This window comes from Bacillus sp. B-jedd (assembly GCF_000821085.1).
Taxonomy (GTDB): domain Bacteria; phylum Bacillota; class Bacilli; order Bacillales; family Cytobacillaceae; genus Bacillus_D.
Window position 1 is genome coordinate 3,782,945 of record NZ_CCXR01000001.1, and the last position, 19,633, is coordinate 3,802,577.

Sequence of the window (19,633 nt, forward strand, 5' to 3'; positions counted from 1 at the left end):
AACAAAAAAGTTCCTATGCCTGTAGAAAACTCACTACAAACATAGGAACTCATTGATTTCTTATTACGCCCTCGTCAGGACTCGAACCCGAATTTCAAGAACCGGAATCTTGCGTGCTATCCGTTGCACCACGAGGGCATTTTTTGCATCACAATTTCATATTATAGTGGAAAACTATCATCTTTGCAAGTGCAGAATATGTTTAAAATGGGGAACGTTGGGTAAGATGGATGACATGGAAATGTTAGGCCGAATCTGCTCGGCAGCAGAATAATTTGCTTTGTTGTCGAGCGATTTGTTTGACCTTCATTGACCATCATTGTATGATAATTACATAAGGAATCTATAAAAATGTTCCTAAGGAGGCAATTTCATGAATTTAATCCCTACAGTCATTGAACAGACAAACCGGGGCGAAAGAGCATACGATATATATTCCCGCCTGTTGAAGGACCGGATCATCATGCTCGGAAGCGGGATTGACGACCATGTCGCCAACTCAATCGTAGCTCAGCTCCTGTTCCTTGAGGCGGAAAACCCTGAAAAGGATATTTCCATCTACATCAACTCACCGGGCGGAAGCATTACGGCCGGTATGGCTATTTATGACACAATGCAATTCATCAAGCCGGACGTACAGACAATTTGTATCGGTATGGCTGCTTCAATGGGTGCCTTCCTTCTGGCAGCCGGCACTAAAGGCAAGCGTTATGCCCTTCCAAACGCGGAAGTGATGATCCATCAGCCGCTTGGAGGCGCGCAAGGCCAGGCAACCGAAATCGAAATTGCCGCCAAGCGCATCCTGTTCCTCCGCGACAAGCTGAACACAATCCTGGCAGAACGCACTGGCCAGCCGCTTGAAGTCATTGCCAAGGACACAGACCGCGACAACTTCATGACTGCAGAGCGCGCGAAAGAGTACGGCCTAGTCGACCAAATCATTACGCGCAACGAAGTCGAAAAGAAAAAAGACTAACATTTTGCAACGTCGGCCCGCTTCCTAATGGAGGCGGGTTTTGTTATTTTACAAAGACTGCACACTAATTTCCTTCTATGCACCTCAAAAAAGGACCCTTTTCCCTCTTTGATCGATGGCAATAAACTGTAGTCTTAACAATAGCTTTTCTCGCAAACCACTTGTATAATTTGTAAAAAGTGGCCCCTAAAAAAAGTTAACGAGTACATATATATAGGCCGAGTTAATGAATGTGACATTAGTTGATTGTAGCGGAAGGCACGAAGACTCCTCGAAAATGCTATCGCATTTCCTTCGTGCAAAGCCCATTCGAAGAAGCTGGTTGTCCTGTGGGAGCAGTGGGACAGGTGAGACCCCACAGTCGCAGAATGCGACGAGGAGGCTCACCGCCCGCCCCACGGAAAGCGAAGTGCCTCGTGACAGGCAAAAACCGCTGTCCCTGCGATGATTATTCTGGAAGCTTTCCTTTGTGAAGCACAAATCAACATTCCTTTTGAGTATCAACTTTTAATTTAACCTACAGAAGATGCATTAAGAAGGAGGAAATATGACTAAAAGATACTATTATTTAATCGCTTTCCTTACTTCTTTTACCACTTTTATTGTATTTTCTTTTATCAATTGGTATCAAGGGAGCGCTCTTGCTGTTTCATTCCATGAATGGAAGTACACGGCTAAGTTCTCTTATCTATTTGGAAACCCAATGGAACCTAAAGATATTTCACAATTGGACTACTTTGTGTATTCGGCCAAGCATTATCCTATACTAACCTTGATCATGCTCATAAGTTTGTTTTTTGTGGCATTCAGTCTAATAAAATTGCGTAAATCTTCACCTGCAAAATAAGAAAGCGGATTCAACCCAGACGAGGGGGAATCCGCTTTTTTTATTCTTCGTTTTGGACGTATTGGGCGAGGGCTTCAACTGCGGCTTGCTCGTCGTGGCCATCGGCTTCGATGGTGATGGTGGTGCCGGTGCTGACAGCGAGGCTCATGAGGCCCATGATGCTTTTGGCGTTCACCTTTTTACCTTCTTTGAGTAAGTATATTTCTGATGAAAAACGGTTCGCCTCTTGCACAAAGAGGGCAGCCGGCCGCGCTTGGAGGCCGGTCTTTAACTTCACTTCCACTTCTTTTTCTACCATTTCGTTTCTTCCTCCTCTATTTCTCTATTGCGGCAGCTGCTGCCTCATTCAAATTGATACTAAATGGCTCCCCTGGTGCCTGCCATGGCGCAGAAACAGTGGTCCATTGCGCGATGTTTTGGACCCACGGAGCTCCTTTAGTAAGTACCTCCATATTTATGTCGCCACAGGCTGATTTATCCCTGCGGCAGTTCGGCGGCTCTAAGCTTTTCAGCGATTTCGTCGATTTTCCGCAGACGGTGGTTGATGCCAGATTTGCTAATCGTGCCGCCTGAGACCATTTCACCTAATTCTTTCAGGGTGACATCCTGATAGGCGACCCGGAGTTCAGCGATTTCCCTAAGTCTTTCCGGCAAAATCTGCAGGCCGACGGTTCTGTCAATGAAGCGGATATTTTCCACCTGTCTCAACGAGGCGCCGATTGTTTTATTCAAGTTTGCTGTTTCACAATTGACCAGACGGTTAACCGAGTTCCGCATGTCCCTGACAATCCGGACATCCTCGAACCTGAGTAAAGCATTATGTGCACCGATGACATTCAGGAATTCGGTGATTTTTTCTGCTTCTTTTAAGTAGGTGATATAGCCTTTTTTGCGTTCAAGCGTTTTGCTGTTTAAGCCGAACGTATTCATCAGCTCGCACAACGAGTCATTATGCTGCTTGTACAATGAGGCGATTTCCAAGTGGTAGGAAGAAGTTTCCGGATTGTTGACCGATCCCCCCGCCAGGAACGCCCCGCGTAAATAGGACCGCCGGCAGCATTTCTTTTTAACTAGCTCAGGCGAAATATCATGGATAATTGTAAAGCCTTCGCCCACAATCATTAAATCCTCGAGAATCTCTTTTGTCTCCTGTGCGAGCCGGACAATATAGACGTTATTTTTTTTCAGCCGCATCTTTTTCCGGACGAGCAATTCAACCTGGATGGGATAATGCTTTTTAATCAGCGTATAAATCCTTCTCGCGATGGCAGCATTCTCTGTCTGGATATCCACCGTCAGCTTCCGGTTGGAAAAGGAAAGCGAACCATTCATCCTAATCAGGGCGGAAAGTTCCGCTTTGCCGCAGCAAGGCTTTACTTCCAGATTCGTCAATTCTTTTTTCGTTTCTGAAGCAAAAGACAATTCCTCACCTCCAGGCCAAGCAAACGGTTGCATGGCAGCTACTATTTTTTACGGGCCAGCCCGCTTATTAGTTTCACTTTTTTGCAAAATAAGTAACGTTAAATCTGTGGCAACCCGCTTAACCGGCTTTTTCTTTTGCAAAAAAATGCATTTTCAAAGTCAGGCTAAACGGTCGTTCTCTTTATGCTAATAGTTTTTACTTTTGCAATAGGGCAGTCCAGATTAAGCTAACCCGTTCTTTTCCGATTCTTCGACAATCATGTCATAAAGAATGGCGGATACCTTCTTTGTGTCATGGCGGAGGGCGGTGCCATCCTGGACGGCAATCTCGGCGTAGACAACCTCAATGCCTAGCTCAAGCAGGCGCTCTGTGTCATATTTGACCGGATGTGCTTTTTCCTCTTTATAAAGAAGCTGGATATGCTCATCAATCTCTTCATTGTTGACGAGGATTGTATCGATGAACGAGCAGCCCATATGCCGGTAAATGGCTGTAACATGGTCGCTCGCTGTATAGCCGAACGTTTCTCCAGCCTGGGTCATCAGATTGCAAATATATACTTTCCGGGCCTTGGCGCGGCACACTTCATCACCGAGCTGTTGGACGAGCAGGTTAGGCAAAATGCTTGTGTACAAGCTTCCCGGGCCAATAATGATCATATCCGCCTGCCTGATTGCCTGGAGTGTTTCCGGAAGCGGCTGGATATCAGCGGGTGTCAGGTAGACCCGTTTAATTTTTTTGCCCGAATAAGGGATTTTCGATTCCCCGGATACAACAGTGCCGTCTTCCATTTCAGCATGCAGGACAACACTGTTCACTGCCGCTGGAAGCACTTTGCCCCTTACGTTCAGGACTTTGCTCATTTCCTGGATGGCATGTGTGAAATTGCCGGTAATCGAAGCCATCGCCGCCAAAATCAAATTGCCGAGCGAATGGCCGGATAATTCATTGGAAGTCGAAAAACGGTGCTGGAACATTTCCTCCACAAGCGGCTCAACGTCCGACAGCGCAGCCAGCACATTCCGGACATCACCAGGGGGTGGAATATTCAAGTCTTCGCGGAGCCTTCCTGAGCTCCCGCCATCATCGGCAACGGTTACAATCGCCGTAATATCAACCGGATAACGTTTCAGCCCTCTTAAAAGGACTGGCAACCCGGTGCCGCCTCCGATGATGACAACTTTAGGTATCGGTTTAGTCATGTTGTCGGTTCCTTTCGCTTTGCAATATCCCGATGCGAAACGATTGTCTTATATTCATTTTCAAAATAGTGGCCAATATATTCGGCTAAGGTCACCGAACGGTGCTGGCCGCCTGTGCAGCCAATCGCAATCACAAGCTGCGACTTCCCTTCCCTTTTGTAATGAGGAAGCATGAATGTCAGCAAATCGGTCACTTTTGCAAGAAATTTCTGTGTTTCGTTCCATTTCAGCACATACTCCGACACTTCCGACTCAAGCCCCGTTTTCGGCCTCATATGCTCGATATAATGGGGATTCGGAAGAAAACGGACATCAAAGACGAGATCCGCGTCAATCGGAAGTCCATGCTTAAATCCGAATGATACCACATTGACAGTGAAAACGGGCTGATTATCCTTTGAAAATTCACTGAGAATTTTTTCCCGCAGCTCCCTTGGCTTCAGGTCACTAGTATTGTAAATAACCTGGGCCCTGCCCTTCATCTCCTCTAGCAGCTCGCGCTCAAGCCTGATCCCTTCAAGCGGAAGCCCGGATTTCGCAAGCGGATGGGATCTGCGCGTTTCTTTATATCTTCTGACAAGCGCCGAGTCATCCGCATTCAGGAACAGGATTTTCGGGGTGACCCAATCCGTTTCCGCCAGTTCATCAAGTGCTTTGAACAGGTGGTCGAAAAACTCCCTGCCCCGCAAGTCCATGACAAGCGCGACCTTGTTCATCTTGTTTCCGGATTCCTTCATTAGTTCAAGAAATTTCGGCAAAAGGGTCGGCGGCAGATTATCGACGCAAAAAAAGCCAAGATCTTCAAAACTTTGGATTGCGACGGTCTTGCCCGCTCCCGACATGCCTGTAATAATCACCATTTGTGTTTCATTTACCGAGCCGGTGCTCATATTTATCCCCCTTATTAAAACTGATCTCCGCTTGTTGTTCGGCCCCGCGGAACGGCAGGGCATTTAGGAACGCATGGTACAATTCCGAACACTGCCGATACAGGCTCCATTTTTTGCAGAATAAATCAGCCTGGATCGAGCCTGTAACCGATTAATTCGAACTCAGGCGTATATGTGAATGTTCCAAATATCATATCGCTTCCATGAATCATATAATCAAGAATATGATAATCGCCAGGTGCCATCGGCAGTTCGGCCAGTTTGTCGGCTGGCTGCCACTTCAAAATCCCTTCCTGGCAGCTTTCGAGTGGTTTACCTTCGAAATCCTTCGAGAAAAAGGTGAACATCATCCATTCATTCACGGTTTTCCCGCCTTCCTGAATGACGATGGTGAACACGCCTTTCAGCTTCGGATGCTTCAAATAAATCCCGGTTTCTTCCCGGTATTCACGGATACAGGCGTCACGGACGGATTCACCGGTTTCCATTTTCCCTCCCGGTGCCGACCACCAGCCCCGCCGCGGTTTCTGCAGCAGGAATATATCATTGTCTTTCATTAGCACACAATTTGCGACTCTTTGCACTGCTTCCACCTCAATCATCGCCAAGACTGACTGGCTCATTGGCCAACCAACTGTTCATTCCATACATTATACTATTTTTTACATGCACTCACAATGAACGGAAATCAAGATTTCCCATCTGCAAAAAGGCAAAAAAAAGGGCACGGGCCGAGGCCCGTGCTGAAGGGTATATAAAAAAGGGGGTCAATTTCTATTCTAATAATACCCCACCATTATTTCACTGTTGTTACAATTTAATTAAAAGAAAATTAATTTTTTCGGACACGCTCTATATTTTTTCGACATTTTTCCACATTATGGATTTTCTGTGCGACTAAAATCTTAGCGGCCTTTTTTTAAGCCTGTTTTTCCTTCAAGCTTTCCTTCAATTCTTCAACAAAATGCTGCGCCGACTGGGCGGCGATGCTTCCGTCACCTGTTGCGGTAACAATTTGGCGGAGTGTCTTTTCACGGATATCGCCGGCTGCGAAAATACCAGGAACCCGGGTTTCCATCCGCTCATTTGTTTCAATATAACCATTCGCATTCGTGATTCCCAAGCCTTCAAACGGCTTAGAAAGAGGCACCATGCCAATGTAGATGAATACACCATCAGCCGGGAATTCCATTTCCGTTCCATCAACCGTCGATACAAGTGTGACACTGCCAACCTTGCCATCCTTATCATTGATTTCCTTGACAGTATGGTTCCAGATGAAATCAACCTTTTCGTTTGCAAAAGCGCGGTCCTGAAGAATCTTTTGCGCGCGAAGCTCATCGCGGCGATGGACGATTGTCACTTTGTTCGCGAACCTCGTAAGATAGACCCCTTCCTCAACAGCCGAGTCTCCGCCGCCAATAACGACCAACTCCCTGTTTTTGAAAAACGCGCCATCGCAAACGGCACAATAGGATACGCCGCGTCCGCCAAGTTCCTTCTCGCCGGGAACGCCGATTTTCTTATATTCAGCACCGGCGGTAACAATGACTGAATAAGCCTTGTATTCCTTCGTCCCTGCTTTTACTACTTTGTAATCACCGTGATCGATGACTTCCTTTATATCACCATACGCATATTCCGCACCGAACTTCTTCGCATGGTCGAACATTTTCGTCGACAAATCCGGCCCTAGGATATGGTCAAAACCAGGATAGTTTTCAATCTCTTCCGTATTGGCCATCTGTCCGCCCGGAATCCCGCGCTCAATCATCAGCGTGGACAAATTGGCTCTTGATGTATAAACAGCTGCTGTCATACCGGCTGGTCCGGCACCCGCGATAATCACATCATAAATTTTTTCTTCCGACATGCCTGTCACTCCTTATGCAGAACAATAATTGCACTCCAATTAGTCTTACCTTTTCACACCTATCCTATTAAACAACGGTCATCCGCGTCCAAACATCTGCTCAAAAAACACCGCTGCCTGCCTTAATTGTGACAATTTGGGCCGAAATTGTGACAATCCGTGACAGAGATACCTCTCCGGCGGCGAGTTCGGATTGAGGTGACTGGATCTCTGTTACCTTTTGAGTGGCTCGGAAGTCGATTCAGGCTTAGAGGAAGCTGCTCTGTTACCGTTTGACCAGCTCGGAAGCGGATTCGGGCATTAGAGAAGGCTGCTCTGTTACCTTTTGACCCGCTCGGAAGCGGATTCGGGCTTAGAGGAGCCTTCTCTGTTACCTTTTGAACCGCTCGGAATTGGATTCGGGTTTAGAGAAGCTTTCTCTGTTACCTTTTGAGTGGCTCGGAAGTTGATTTGGGCTTAGATACCCCGTCTCTGTTACCTTTCGAATCCCTCAGAAGCGATTCGGGTTTAGAGCCCCCGTCTCTGTTACCTTTTGAACCGCTCGGAATTGGATTCGGGTTTAGAGAAGCTTTCTCTGTTACCTTTCGAATCCCTCAGAAGCGATTCGGGCTTAGAGAAGCCTTCTCTGTTACCGTTTGATAAGCTCGGAATCGATTTAGGGCTTTGAGATTCAGTATAGCTTCGACAATTCTTTCATCAAGCATATAAAAAAACCATCCCGCCCCGGCGGAATGGCTTTGATTTTGCAAAAATATTAGCGCGGAAGCTGCGGCAATCCTTCTATAGGACTAACACTCTACACAATCCGCAACGAGTTTTACGTATTTCCCGACTGTTGCCGAGGAAACATCATATTGTCCCGCCAGTTCCTGCATCGAAACTTTCTCGTTCTGTGATTTCAGCCAAATGTACTCGACGGCCGCGGCCCACGCATTGTGGTTTTTCAAGCTGAGCCCGCGCTCCTTGGCTTTTCCATAAACCGAAAACCACAGGAGATAAAGGCCCGCTTCCTCTTCCTCAATCGGAGAGTACGTTTCATAAAGCAGCTGTGCCGTTTGATGGGCGTCCGTTATGCCGGCGCGCGCCCCACTCTTCAAATATGCTGTATATTCACGTTCAATTACGGCCAGATCGCTGTTTCGTGCATCTTCTACCGATGCCAGCAGTTCTTCCCTGTCTGGCGAAACCGAGATTAGGAAAATAGCAAAAAGCCTTTCTTCCGGAAGGGTACTGTCCAGCTTTTGCAAAATCGCCTGCGGCTGGCCTTCCAATCCATTCTCCTCAGAAGCTTTTTTCCAAGGTTCGGCACCTTCCTTGTCCGGCGAGATCGCCAGCAACTTTTGCCAAAGTGACTGCGCGAGTTCTTCCTTACCGACCTTGTAGGCCGCATACGAGAACCAGTAAAAAAACGGGCCGTCTCCCTCATAGCCGGATTTATGCAGCTTCTTCAGCCATTCGAAAGCGAGCCTGTATTCGCCTGCGAGGGCAAAAGACGCGCCCAGCTTGAACTGATGTTCGGCCAGAAGCGGCTTGATTTTGCCGAGAATGCCAACCAGCCTGTCAATTTCCGCTTGATCCTTGCGATAATGCGCGAACACTAGCAGGTTGCATAAAGCATGGAGGTTGCCGGGATTGCGCTCCAGGACGTCTGCCAGGACACGGTCGGCCCGCTCCGCCTTGCCAAGATAGAAATGGGCAAGGGCCAGATTGTTATAGGCGGACCAGTACTCAGGATATTCCTTCACAATCCCTTCCAGCATCTCGATCGCCTCAAGGAAATGGCCTGCTTCAAGAAGGCTTCGCGCCTCCTCCTGCTTGAGCATCAAATCGTCTTCCTCAAAAAGGCCATCCTCGTCGGCGATGCCCTCAAGAAAAAGAATCTCGAGCAAATCCTCCGCGTCCTCCGCGAATTCACCATCCTCCTCAAGTTCGAGGTATTTCTTCGAATGGCGGGCGGCCTCTTTAAAAATGCCCAAATGAGCATAATTATTCGCCAAGAAATAATGGCACTCCGTCATATCCGGGTCCATTTCATCAAGGATGAGGTGCAGAAGCCTGATGGAAGTCTCGTATTCTCCTATTTCTGTATTCACTAAAGCAAGCTGGCAAGCTATCATCGGTTCTGCCGGTTCAAGCTGAAATGCCCGCTGCAAGTATTTTTTCGCTTTCGTAAAATCCCGTCGGTGGTAGGCCTTCAGCCCTTTTGCAAAATAATGCTCACCAGTCGGGAAAAATGAAAGTAGTTTACCTTTTGTTTTAAATGCTTTCGAATCTTTCCCCATGAAGTCCTCCACGAATGTAGTAACTTATGTAGTATAACATAAATTCATGGGCGCGGGGGCTTGAGTTTGTTGGCTGGAAAATCTTCTTGGAGCTTCTTATTGAAAGCATGCGTTGACTCATTTACGGATAAAAGGCAAAACTTCACGGGCAAATAGAAAAAAGTAAGGATATATCAAAAAAAGTACGGATAAAGTCCAAAACTTTACGGATAAATCGCAAAAAGTGCGGATAAAGCCAGCAATCTGCTAGCACCATACTCCATGGACAGCCATCCCCTCTTTAGTCCTGCTTACTCCCGTAAACTGGGTCGTCCGCCCAGCGCACGGCAAGCTGTTCTGGCGTATAAATGACTCGCATTGGATTGCCGCCGACAAAGCTTCCGGCGGGTACGTCTTTATGGACGAGAGTGCCGGCCGAGATGATGGCCCCGTCGCCGATAACGACGCCGGGCAGAATGGTCGAATTGGCGCCAATCATGACTTCGCTGCCGATCCGGACCTCGCCGAGCCGGTATTCCTTGATTAAATACTCATGCGCAAGAATCGTTGTGTTATACCCGATGACCGTGTTGCGGCCGACCGAGATTTTTTCCGGGAACATGACATCAAGCATGACCATGAGAGCGAACGAAGTCTGTTCGCCGACCTCCATGCCAAGATATCTCCGGTAGAGCCTGTTTTTCATCCCCAATATCGGCGTGTAGCGCGCGATCTGGATGACGATAAAGTTTTTGACGACTTTCCAGAACGGGACGGTTTTGTAAACATGCCAAAGGGAATTGGCGCCTTCGACCGGGAAGCGCTGCGTCCGTCTCATTGACCGCCAGCCCCGACAATATCGAGGATGTCAGCCATGCTTTCCAGCATGAAATCCGGTTCGAATTTTTCTAGGTAGTCGCGTCCTTTGGCGGTCCAGGCGACACCGGCTGTCTTCGTGCCGGCGTTTTGACCGGCCAGGATGTCATGGTAGTTATCACCGACCATGATAGCTGTTTCGGGTTTAGAGCCAAGCTGCTCGAGCGCTAGCAAAATCGGTTCAGGATCCGGCTTTGCGTTCGAGACATGGTCAAGAGCGACGACAACGTCAAAAAACTGGTCCAGTTTTGCGAGCTTCATACCTTTCAGGACGACATCATGCATTTTTGTTGTCACGATGCCGATTTTATAGCCGCCTTCCTTCAACCTGCGGACGGTTTCGAACACGCCGGTGAATTCCTTGACGAGCAAGTCATGGTTTGCAAGGTTGAACGTCCTATAGGTACGAATCATTTCATCCATATTTTCCGGGCTGATTGAGCCGAACGTTTCCACCAGCGTCGGCCCCATGAACGGGAGCACATCATCGCGGGTGTATTTGTTAGGATAATACCGGTCTAATGTATGCAAAAATGAATTGATGATCAGGTCGTTCGTATCGATCAGGGTTCCATCAAGATCGAACAAGATAGTATCGATTGCCTTTGTATTTACGCTCATAAATTAACTTCCTTTCTATGGGTTGAAGCAGGGTGTGGTCAAGGGTGATTTCCGATGATTTTTTTCAAAAAGGCGCCAAGGTCCACATTGGCGACCTTGGACGGCATTTTTTGACTCGTAAAGGCGCCAAGACGCCTCATTGGCGACCCTGAACGGAATTTTCACACCGTAAAGGCGCCAAGACTTCCGATTGGCAACTCTAAACAGAATTTTCACTCCGCAAAGGCGCCAAGCCCCCCATTGGCGACCCTAAACAGAATTTCCCCTCCACTAAGTCGCCAACACTACTGAATGTTATTCGCTTGTTCTTTCCGCCGCACGAGTCCGGATTTTCTCCAGAGCGTTCCAACAATCAGAGTCAAGATAACGGCGACGCCGATCCGGATGAGCAGCAGCGGCCAAACTGGGATGCCGAGCGGGATGAAGATGAGTGTGTCTTCAACGACTGCATGGCAGGCGACGAGGAAGATGAACGCGAGTGTGACATCCTTTTTGCTGACGCCGTCTTCTTCGACTGCTTGAATCATGACGCCCGCCCCATAGGCGAGTCCGAACAGGAGCCCGGCCGCCATTGTCGTCGATGTGTTTTCTTTCATCCCAAGCGTTCTGGTCATTGGCGCCATCGTTTTCGAAAATTTGCCGAGCCATTGCAGGTCTTTAAGGATTTGAATCGCGGCCATGAGCGGAATGACGATGATGGCCAGCTGAATGATGCCAAGGCCAGCTTTTTCGATCGCTTCAAGAATGATGTTCAAAAGTCCGGAAGCGGGCTCTGCTTTTGCCTGGATGAGCCCGTAAACTGCCTGTTCCGCTCCGCCGTGCCAGACAAGGTTGATGACAGCTGCCGAAACAACAGCCAGGCCGAGCCTGACCGTGAGGACAACCCATAGCTTGACGCCCGCTTTCAGGGCAACGGTCGACTCAACGAGCAGATTATGCGAAAAGCTCAGCATGACCGCGAGGATAAATACCTCTTTGACGCTGAAATCGAGTGTCAGGATGGCGCCGATTGCAGCATAGAGATTAAGGAAATTGCCGAGCACGAGCGGGATTGCCGCATCCCCCGGCAGGCCAATCAATTTCATCATCGGGCCGATTGCATTGATGAGCCATGGCAGGATGGGCGTGTATTGCAAAATGGAAACGGCCAGTGTAACAGGAAAAATGACCTTTCCAAGCGACCAGGTTGTCTTAATGCCAACTAATAAGCCCTTTTTGATTGAATTGATGAGCATTGCCTCTGTTTTCCCCTTTGTTTATGTGGTTTATTCCTATCGTTTGATTAATTTAATTTTGCATAAAAAACTATCGGATTTTCACGTACACTAAGCAAAATACTTTGTCCCGCCCCTATAATCCTTTTCCGTCATCATCAAGGTAGTGCGCATTGGCGAGGCCTTTTTTACGCCGGTAAATAATCAATCCCGCGGCAAGCACAATGAGGCCAATTGCGAGCATCTGCGAGACTCTGATCTCACCGAGCATCAGGCTGTCCGTGCGCATCCCTTCAATGAAGAAACGGCCGATTGAATACCAAATGACGTAAGCCAGAAAACTTTCTCCACGGCGCAGGTTGACGCGGCGGAGGAAAAGCAGCAGCGCGACGCCGGCAAAATTCCAGAGCGATTCGTACAGGAAGGTTGGGTGATAATAATGTCCGTCAATGTACATTTGATTAATGATCCAATCCGGCAGGTGCAAGCCTTCAAGAAATGAACGGGAAACCTCTTCCCCATGGGCTTCCTGGTTCATGAAATTCCCCCAGCGGCCGATTGCCTGGCCGAGGATAATACTCGGTGCAGCGATGTCGGCAAGCTTCCAAAAAGAAATGCCGCGCGCCTTCGTAAAGAAATACGCTGTTAAAACGGAGCCGATCAGCGCTCCGTAAATGGCGATGCCGCCGTTCCAGATTTTTATGATGTCGCCGGGATGGGCGGCGTAATAGTCCCATTGAAAAATAACATAATAAATGCGCGCGGAAATGATCGCGATCGGGATAGCCCAGATGAGTAGGTCGGAAAAGGTTTCTTTCGGCAGCCCTCTTTTGTCCCCTTCCCGCATCGCCAGGTATAAGGCAAGCGCAAGCCCGGTCCCGATGATGAGCCCATACCAATGGACCGCGAACGGGCCGAGCTGGAACGCGATTGGATTGAGTGGTGTAATCGTTGCTTCCATTCTCATTCTCCTTTAATCTCTCTGTCTTTTGGCAAAACTATCTTTCTCAGCATGATGTGAGTTTCCCATTACCATGGCGGCTATTTAACAAAGTTTTACCGTTTTACTGCGCACCCTCATCATGGATGACATCGGAGAGGCGGTCAGTGAATTGCTGGGCGGCGTTAACACCCATCCGTTTCAACCGGAAATTCATCGCGGCGACTTCAATAATGACGGCCAGGTTTCGGCCTGGGCGGACTGGGACCGTCAGCTTTGTAATTTCCGAATCAATGATTTTCATTTTTTCCTCGTCAAGCCCGAGCCGGTCATATTGTTTATGCTGATCCCAAATTTCAAGATCGATATTCAGAGTGATTTGCTTACTGCTGCGGACAGCTCCCGCTCCGAACAAAGTCATGACGTTGATGATGCCGAGTCCGCGGATTTCGAGGAGATGCTCGATCAGCTCGGGAGATGTGCCAATCAAGGTGTCCTGGTCTTCCTGGCGGATTTCGACACAGTCGTCGGCAACAAGGCGGTGGCCGCGTTTCACGAGTTCAAGCGCGGTTTCACTTTTACCGACTCCACTTTTGCCGGTAATCAGGACCCCGACCCCGTAAATATCAACGAGGACCCCATGGACTGCAGTTGTCGGCGCGAGTTTGCTTTCAAGGAAATTTGTCAGGTTCCCGGAAAAGCGTGTTGTCTTGAATTTAGTTCGGAGGACCGGCACCGATTCGCGTTCGGCCGCGTCGATTAATTCCTGCGGTACCTCTAGTCCGCGGGTAATAATGATGGCCGGGGTAATGTCGGTGCAAAGCTCCTCCATCCTGGCAACCCGGTCTTCCTCATCCAGTTTTTCAAAAAATGATAATTCCGTCATGCCGAGCAGCTGGATGCGCTCAGCCGGATAATAATTGAAATAGCCTGCAAGCTCAATTCCAGGCCTGGACAGGTCACTTGTCGTAATCGGCCTGTCGATGCCTTCTCCGCCTGCCACAAGCTCCAGATTGAACTTTTCATAAATATCTCTTGCGCGAACTTTTAGCAAAATGGTTCCTCCTCTTTTCCTTGCACAGGCAAAATGGATACGATAGATTCTATCTATTTTATCATTTTTTTTGCCAGAACCAAACGAACTGACGCAATTTTATAACAGCCTAGCTGTGGTATGGACATTCATAAAGGTAAATTTTATACTTATCGGTGGTAAAGACTGTATACTAAAGACAGACTGAAGATCGAAGACAGCAGATAGGAGCTGATGATGTTGGGCATGTTAGTAGTCATTAAGGGTAAGGCCGTGTTTGAAAATGAGGTAAAGACAAATCAGTATGTGTATTTGGAAGGTGGAAAGATTACAGCGGCAGGGCATTTGTCCGAGCTTCCAAGCAAATATGAGGATGCCGAAGTGATTGAAATTCCCGAATCCCATACGGTCGTGCCAGGGTTTGTCGACCTCCATATCCATGGCGCTGCCGGCGCGGATACGATGGATGCCACTCCTGACGCGCTACGGACAATGGCGGAAGCACTGCCTGCCGAAGGAACAACAGCGTTCCTCGCAACGACCATCACCCAGGAGCATGGAAATATTGAACGGGCACTTGAAAATGCCGCCAGCTATTGCGAGACCGGAAATGGACCCGGCAAGGCAGAAATCGTCGGTGTCCACCTTGAAGGTCCTTTCATTAACGCAAAAAGAAAAGGCGCCCAACCGGAGGAATACATCCTCAATCCAGATATTGAACTGTTCAGCAAATGGCAAAATAAAGCGAAAGGCTTGATCAAGCTCGTAACAATGGCGCCCGAGCTTGAAAACGGACTTGAGTTTGTTGAGTATCTTGACAAAAATGGCGTTATCGCTTCCATCGGGCATACCGATGCGGTTTATGAGGAAGTAGAAAAAGCGGTCAAAGCGGGCGCGAAGCATGTGACCCACCTTTATAACGGCATGCGGGGCATGCACCACCGCGAACCGGGTACTGCGGGTGCGGCGCTGCTGTTCAAAGAACTGATGGTCGAAATGATTGTCGACGGCATCCATATCGCGCCGGAAATGGTCAAGCTGTCAGTAGCAGCAAAAGGAACGGATCGCTTGCTGCTTGTCACTGATTCAATGCGGGCGAAATGCCTGAATGCCGGGATATATGATCTGGGTGGACAGGATGTCACTGTGGGCAATGGCAAAGCGGTATTGGCGGACGGGACTTTGGCGGGAAGCATTTTGAAAATGAATGAAGCGGTCCGGAACGTTGCCACGTTCTCCGACCTCTCCCTCCTGGACGCTGTCAAAATGGCAAGCATTAACCCAGCAAAGCAAATTGGCATTTTTGACAAAAAGGGGAGCATCGCCGCCGGTAAGGATGCCGATCTCGTCATTCTTGATGAGGCGATGAACGTCGAGAAAACCTATTGCCGGGGGGAACTGGCATTTCAAAAGGGTAATTGATTCGTACAAATAGGACCGGAGCACGGCATTGAGGAAATACCAGCCGCATCCCGGACTGGTTTAAATATTAAGGGAAAGAGGGATACGTATTGAAGATTATTAAGGTTGCGAATGAAGCTGAGCTGAGCAAGGCGGCAGGAGAACTGATTGCCGGAAAGGTGCGCAGCAACCCGGAGATTGTCCTCGGGCTTGCCACTGGAGGAACACCGGTCGGGACATACAAGTACCTGATTGAGGATCATAAAAAGAATGGCACTTCCTACAGCAGGGCATCAGCGGTGAACCTCGACGAATATATCGGCCTGCCGCAATCAAACCCGAACAGCTACCATTCGTTTATGAAGAAAACGCTATTCGACCATATTGATATCAACCAGGAAAACACCTTCATTCCGGACGGCAAAGCCCCGGATCTTGAAGCTGAGTGCGCCGATTATGAAAAAAGAATCGCTGCCCTTGGCGGTGTCGGCCTACAGCTGCTCGGCATCGGCCGAAACGGCCATATCGCCTTTAATGAGCCGGGTACTTCTTTTGCCAGTCGGACACATGTTGTCCCGCTGACAAAGGAAACCATCGAGGACAACGCGCGCTTCTTTTCTTCAAGGGAGGAAGTTCCTACTAAGGCGATCACGATGGGGATCGAGACGATTCTTGAAAGTAAGGAGATCATCCTTCTGGCATTTGGCAAATCAAAAGCCGAAGCGATGCGGAGCCTGATTCAAGGCGAAGTGACCGAGGACTTCCCGGCATCAGCGCTGCAAAAGCATGGAAATGTGACCATCATCGCCGATGAAGAGGCACTTAGCCTGGTCGGAGAATAAGGTGAATATTAAATCAAGGAGAGCCGGATTTCGGCTCTCCTTTTTTCAATAGATTTCCAAGTGCGGGCTAACCGATTTTTCTCCCAATAACGGCTGGTCTATCAGCCAGTTTCTTTGTTTTTTCCACCAATTCTATTAGTCTATCGTCCGGTTTTTTTGTCTTCCAGCCTTCAACTGGTCAATATCGTCTGGTTTCCCTGCCTGTTTGAATGCAAAATTTGGAACCGCAGCTAATTTCGCATTACAATAAAAGAAAACTTTAAAGAAACTCACTTGGAGGAAAATCATGTTTTTAGCTATTTTACTATTCATTGCAGCGGGCCTTGCGGAAATCGGGGGAGGCTATTTGGTCTGGCTCTGGCTTCGGGAAAGCCGGCCGCTTTGGTACGGGATTGCCGGGAGCTTGATCCTCGTTTTTTACGGTGTTATCCCTACCTTGCAGAAGTTCCCGACATTCGGACGTGTTTATGCGGCTTACGGAGGGATTTTTATTATTCTCGCCGTCCTATGGGGCTGGGGAATCGACAAGAAAACGCCTGATTTATACGACTGGGTCGGAGCGGCTATCTGCCTGGTTGGGGTTTCAGTGATTCTTTGGGCTCCAAGGCATTAACGGAATTGAAGTTTTGCTAGAGAAAAATACTTGTTTGTCCATGTCTCCCGCCACTTCTTTTCCATATGTTAATAGTGTGAAATCAATGTGGAAAGGAGATGTTCAGAATGAAAATTATGCTTGATGCTGGCCATGGCTATTCCACTGCTGGCAAAAGGAGCCCTTCCGGAATGAGGGAGTACGAGTTTAACCGGGCCGTTGCCAATTATGCCAAAAAGGAACTTGAAACCTATCAAAACGTGACTGTATATTTCGCCCATTCCGATGACCGGGACGTTCCACTCAGGGAAAGGACGGATAAGGCCAATAGCCTGGGCGTGAATGTGTATGTGGCCATTCATGCGAATGCCTACCAGGATACGTGGAATAGCGCGAATGGGGTCGATACGTTTGTTTATGTCACAAAACCGCGCGAAGCGGTTGAATTGGCGCAAAAGGTTCAGCGACATCTTGTCGCAAAAACCGGACTGCGTGACCGGGGAGTAAAAACCGCCAATTTCCATGTCCTTCGAGAGACGAAAATGACCGCCATCCTCAGCGAATGCGGCTTCATGACGAATCGCGAGGAAGAGGCTTTGCTCCGTTCCGACACGTACCGGATGACATGCGCCAAAGCCATTGTTGCAGGAATTGCCGAGCAATACAGCTTGAAGAAAAAACCCGCTCCACCCAAACCGGCAAAAACCCTCTATAAAGTACAGGCTGGAGCGTTTCGAGAGAAAACCCGCGCCGATGAACTGGTCAAAAAATTAACTGCAAAAGGCTATCAGGCATTTGCCGTGAAGGATAAAGACAGCTTATACAAAGTACAGGCAGGCGCATTCACGAAAAAAGATAATGCCGATGCGCTCGTAAAGAAGCTGAAGGCCGATGGGTTTGATGCTTACGTTTATGCTAAATAACAAAAAGAACCTGTGGACTATTCCACAGGCCCTTTTTTCGAAAAAGAACACTTCCTCACTTCTCCTCAAAGACGAACTTCTGCATAATCACGTTCACAACGGAAATGATCACAGCGGCAAGAAATGCCATGCCAAATCCGGAAATTTCAAAAGCCGAGCCCATCAGGGAGTCTGTCATCAGCAGTGTCAGCGCGTTGATGACGAACAGGAACAGGCCGAGAGTCAGGATCGTTGCCGGAAGAGTAAGCAGAATGAGCACCGGCCTAACGAGCACATTTAGGATTGAAAGCACGAAGCTGGCAACAATCGCAGCACCGACTCCTGTCACCTGAAAATCGTCTTGGAAGTACCCCGCCAATGCCATGAATAAAACTGCATTAATCCCTATCCCGATAAGCCATCTCATCTCGCAACATCCTTTCCCGCCTGAAAAAACCTTTTATTTATATCTTTTATTATTCGCAAAATTTTTCTGGAAGCTGAATCAAATTTCAGTTTCCTGATTCATCGGCAAAATTGATTTCTTGATCGAAATCGAGCCTGTTTTCGTTTCTACTGCAATTCTTGTCTGCTGGCCATTCTCCTGAATTGTTTTAAAACGGAGCAGCTTCTGGATCACTTCACTCTTTTCCTCCAAAAGCTGGATACGGTCAAGATCGACCTGGAAACCACCGAGATTGGACCGTAGTTCGCCATCAACAGCCATGCCTTCCGGTACGAAAATGTCGATAGCGCCAGTTGTCGCTTTTGCCGTGATATATTCCGCGCTTCCTTTCAGCTCACAATGGATATTGCCATTAAAGGTTCTCAAGTCAGCTGTCCGTATCGAACCGCCGACATTTACAGCGCCATTGATCGTTTCCGCCTCAAGCTTCTCAAGGTCGCAGCCCTCCACTTTAATATGCCCATTCGCCGTCTCAGCTTCGAGCTTTCGGCCATTAATATTTTTAAAGGACACTTTACCGTTCCCGGTCTTCGCTTTTAAATCAGCTGCAGTCAGGTTTTCACCGGAAACCGGCCCATTGAATAATTTCGCGCGGACTTTCTCATACGCTGCATCCGGAACATAAAGGACAGCATCGACTTTCATCCATTTCTGCTGGGCGATAAACCGCAGGCGGCCATCTTCCACATCAAAAACAACCGATTCAAGCAGCTCCTTCCTCGCCTCATCCTGGTTGTCGACCCTATATACCCTTGCCTGGACATCGGCGCGGACATTCTCTTGCTCCCACGGGACAAGCTTCAACGACCCATTGGCAATGCTGACATCAATGTCTTTCAGGCTGACCGCATTTTGGTGGAAAATATGCGAGACTTCCGCTGACTGGCCAAAATTGAAATCAAGATCAAGCTCCCTGATTTTCTTGATGGCGGTCTCAAGCAAGTCAAACAGTTTATCCTTTGGCGAACTGCTCTTGTAGGGGCCTTCATCCTGTGATTGCTTGCTTTGGTCGTCATGGACGACAACCGCCAGTTCATTGATGATTTCCTGCTCCTTCTCCCCGGCAGACTTAGTAGACTTTTCCAGCTCCTCAAGCAGCGTAATCGCTTCAGACGCCGACAGATTCCCGCGCTCGACCATTTCCAAAATCCGTTTCCGTTCTTCCTTCATAAAAAACTCCCCTTTCATTTCAAAAATTCCTAAATAACGATGTTGCTAAGATATAACTAAAAATCAACTGGTTTTCATGGAGCTTCGATGTGCAAGTGAGACAC

The 19,633-nt window shown here is 48.3% G+C and carries 20 protein-coding genes and 1 tRNA gene; 6 read left to right on the forward strand and 15 right to left on the reverse strand.

What is annotated here, in order from left to right; genetic code table 11:
- Positions 1–66 precede the first annotated feature (66 nt).
- Positions 67–138, reverse strand: a tRNA-Arg gene (locus tag BN1002_RS18645).
- A gap of 235 nt (positions 139–373) precedes the next feature.
- Here BN1002_RS18645 and clpP point away from each other — a divergent pair.
- Positions 374–976: an ATP-dependent Clp endopeptidase proteolytic subunit ClpP gene (gene clpP / locus BN1002_RS18650; protein ID WP_048827029.1), complete on the forward strand. Its 603-nt coding sequence runs from the start codon at positions 374–376 to the stop codon at positions 974–976.
- 547 nt (positions 977–1,523) lie between these two features.
- Positions 1,524–1,823, forward strand: a complete 300-nt coding sequence (locus BN1002_RS18655) for a DUF4306 domain-containing protein (protein ID WP_048827030.1) — start codon at positions 1,524–1,526, stop codon at positions 1,821–1,823.
- A 40-nt stretch (positions 1,824–1,863) separates the two neighbouring features.
- Here the strand turns inward: BN1002_RS18655 and BN1002_RS18660 are convergent, their stop codons facing one another.
- The 12 genes from BN1002_RS18660 to hprK all read right to left on the reverse strand — a co-directional run bounded on the left by BN1002_RS18660 (position 1,864) and on the right by hprK (position 14,177).
- On the reverse strand, positions 1,864–2,121 hold the full coding sequence (locus BN1002_RS18660) for an HPr family phosphocarrier protein (RefSeq protein WP_048827031.1): 258 nt from the start codon (positions 2,119–2,121) through the stop codon (positions 1,864–1,866).
- A 176-nt stretch (positions 2,122–2,297) separates the two neighbouring features.
- Positions 2,298–3,245: a DNA-binding protein WhiA gene (whiA, locus tag BN1002_RS18665; RefSeq protein ID WP_048827032.1), complete on the reverse strand. Its 948-nt coding sequence runs from the start codon at positions 3,243–3,245 to the stop codon at positions 2,298–2,300.
- Positions 3,246–3,467: 222 nt separating this feature from the next.
- Positions 3,468–4,448, reverse strand: a complete 981-nt coding sequence (locus BN1002_RS18670; RefSeq protein WP_048827033.1) for a gluconeogenesis factor YvcK family protein — start codon at positions 4,446–4,448, stop codon at positions 3,468–3,470.
- Positions 4,445–5,338, reverse strand: coding sequence for an RNase adapter RapZ (gene rapZ, locus BN1002_RS18675; protein ID WP_048827034.1), 894 nt, complete (start codon positions 5,336–5,338; stop codon positions 4,445–4,447). Before rapZ ends, BN1002_RS18670 begins: the two co-directional genes overlap by 4 nt.
- Before the next feature lie 125 nt (positions 5,339–5,463).
- Entirely contained in the window at positions 5,464–5,922 is a 459-nt protein-coding gene (locus BN1002_RS18680) for an NUDIX hydrolase (protein ID WP_048828058.1), read from the reverse strand.
- A gap of 335 nt (positions 5,923–6,257) precedes the next feature.
- Positions 6,258–7,211 carry a thioredoxin-disulfide reductase gene (gene trxB, locus BN1002_RS18685; RefSeq protein WP_048827035.1) on the reverse strand — a complete coding sequence of 318 codons (954 nt, stop codon included), beginning with the start codon at positions 7,209–7,211 and terminating at the stop codon, positions 6,258–6,260.
- Between the two features lie 788 nt (positions 7,212–7,999).
- Positions 8,000–9,493, reverse strand: a complete 1,494-nt coding sequence (locus BN1002_RS18690) for a tetratricopeptide repeat protein (RefSeq protein ID WP_048827036.1) — start codon at positions 9,491–9,493, stop codon at positions 8,000–8,002.
- A gap of 280 nt (positions 9,494–9,773) precedes the next feature.
- A complete protein-coding gene (locus BN1002_RS18695; RefSeq protein WP_048827037.1) occupies positions 9,774–10,310 on the reverse strand; it encodes an acyltransferase in 537 nt (178 codons plus the stop codon).
- A complete protein-coding gene (gene ppaX, locus BN1002_RS18700) occupies positions 10,307–10,969 on the reverse strand; it encodes a pyrophosphatase PpaX (protein WP_048827038.1) in 663 nt (220 codons plus the stop codon). The genes BN1002_RS18695 and ppaX overlap by 4 nt, the downstream gene beginning before the upstream one ends.
- A 284-nt stretch (positions 10,970–11,253) precedes the next feature.
- Positions 11,254–12,204 (reverse strand): nucleoside recognition domain-containing protein, encoded by a 951-nt coding sequence (locus BN1002_RS18705; protein ID WP_048827039.1) that lies wholly within the window; start codon positions 12,202–12,204, stop codon positions 11,254–11,256.
- Positions 12,205–12,319: 115 nt separating this feature from the next.
- Positions 12,320–13,144, reverse strand: a complete 825-nt coding sequence (lgt, locus tag BN1002_RS18710; protein ID WP_048827040.1) for a prolipoprotein diacylglyceryl transferase — start codon at positions 13,142–13,144, stop codon at positions 12,320–12,322.
- A gap of 103 nt (positions 13,145–13,247) precedes the next feature.
- Positions 13,248–14,177 carry an HPr(Ser) kinase/phosphatase gene (hprK, locus tag BN1002_RS18715; protein WP_048827041.1) on the reverse strand — a complete coding sequence of 310 codons (930 nt, stop codon included), beginning with the start codon at positions 14,175–14,177 and terminating at the stop codon, positions 13,248–13,250.
- Positions 14,178–14,393: 216 nt separating this feature from the next.
- Between hprK and nagA the strand changes: the two genes are divergently transcribed.
- From nagA to BN1002_RS18735, 4 genes are all read left to right on the forward strand, one after another.
- A complete protein-coding gene (nagA, locus tag BN1002_RS18720) occupies positions 14,394–15,578 on the forward strand; it encodes an N-acetylglucosamine-6-phosphate deacetylase (RefSeq protein ID WP_082036302.1) in 1,185 nt (394 codons plus the stop codon).
- A gap of 89 nt (positions 15,579–15,667) precedes the next feature.
- Complete coding sequence (nagB, locus tag BN1002_RS18725) at positions 15,668–16,399, forward strand: glucosamine-6-phosphate deaminase (protein WP_048827042.1); 732 nt, start codon at positions 15,668–15,670, stop codon at positions 16,397–16,399.
- A 283-nt stretch (positions 16,400–16,682) separates the two neighbouring features.
- A complete protein-coding gene (locus BN1002_RS18730; protein ID WP_197072883.1) occupies positions 16,683–17,012 on the forward strand; it encodes a YnfA family protein in 330 nt (109 codons plus the stop codon).
- A 107-nt stretch (positions 17,013–17,119) separates the two neighbouring features.
- Positions 17,120–17,914: an N-acetylmuramoyl-L-alanine amidase gene (locus tag BN1002_RS18735; protein ID WP_048827044.1), complete on the forward strand. Its 795-nt coding sequence runs from the start codon at positions 17,120–17,122 to the stop codon at positions 17,912–17,914.
- A gap of 55 nt (positions 17,915–17,969) precedes the next feature.
- Here the strand turns inward: BN1002_RS18735 and BN1002_RS18740 are convergent, their stop codons facing one another.
- Positions 17,970–18,320 carry a phage holin family protein gene (locus BN1002_RS18740; RefSeq protein WP_048827045.1) on the reverse strand — a complete coding sequence of 117 codons (351 nt, stop codon included), beginning with the start codon at positions 18,318–18,320 and terminating at the stop codon, positions 17,970–17,972.
- Between the two features lie 78 nt (positions 18,321–18,398).
- A complete protein-coding gene (locus BN1002_RS18745) occupies positions 18,399–19,529 on the reverse strand; it encodes a DUF4097 family beta strand repeat-containing protein (RefSeq protein WP_048828060.1) in 1,131 nt (376 codons plus the stop codon).
- Positions 19,530–19,633 lie beyond the last annotated feature (104 nt).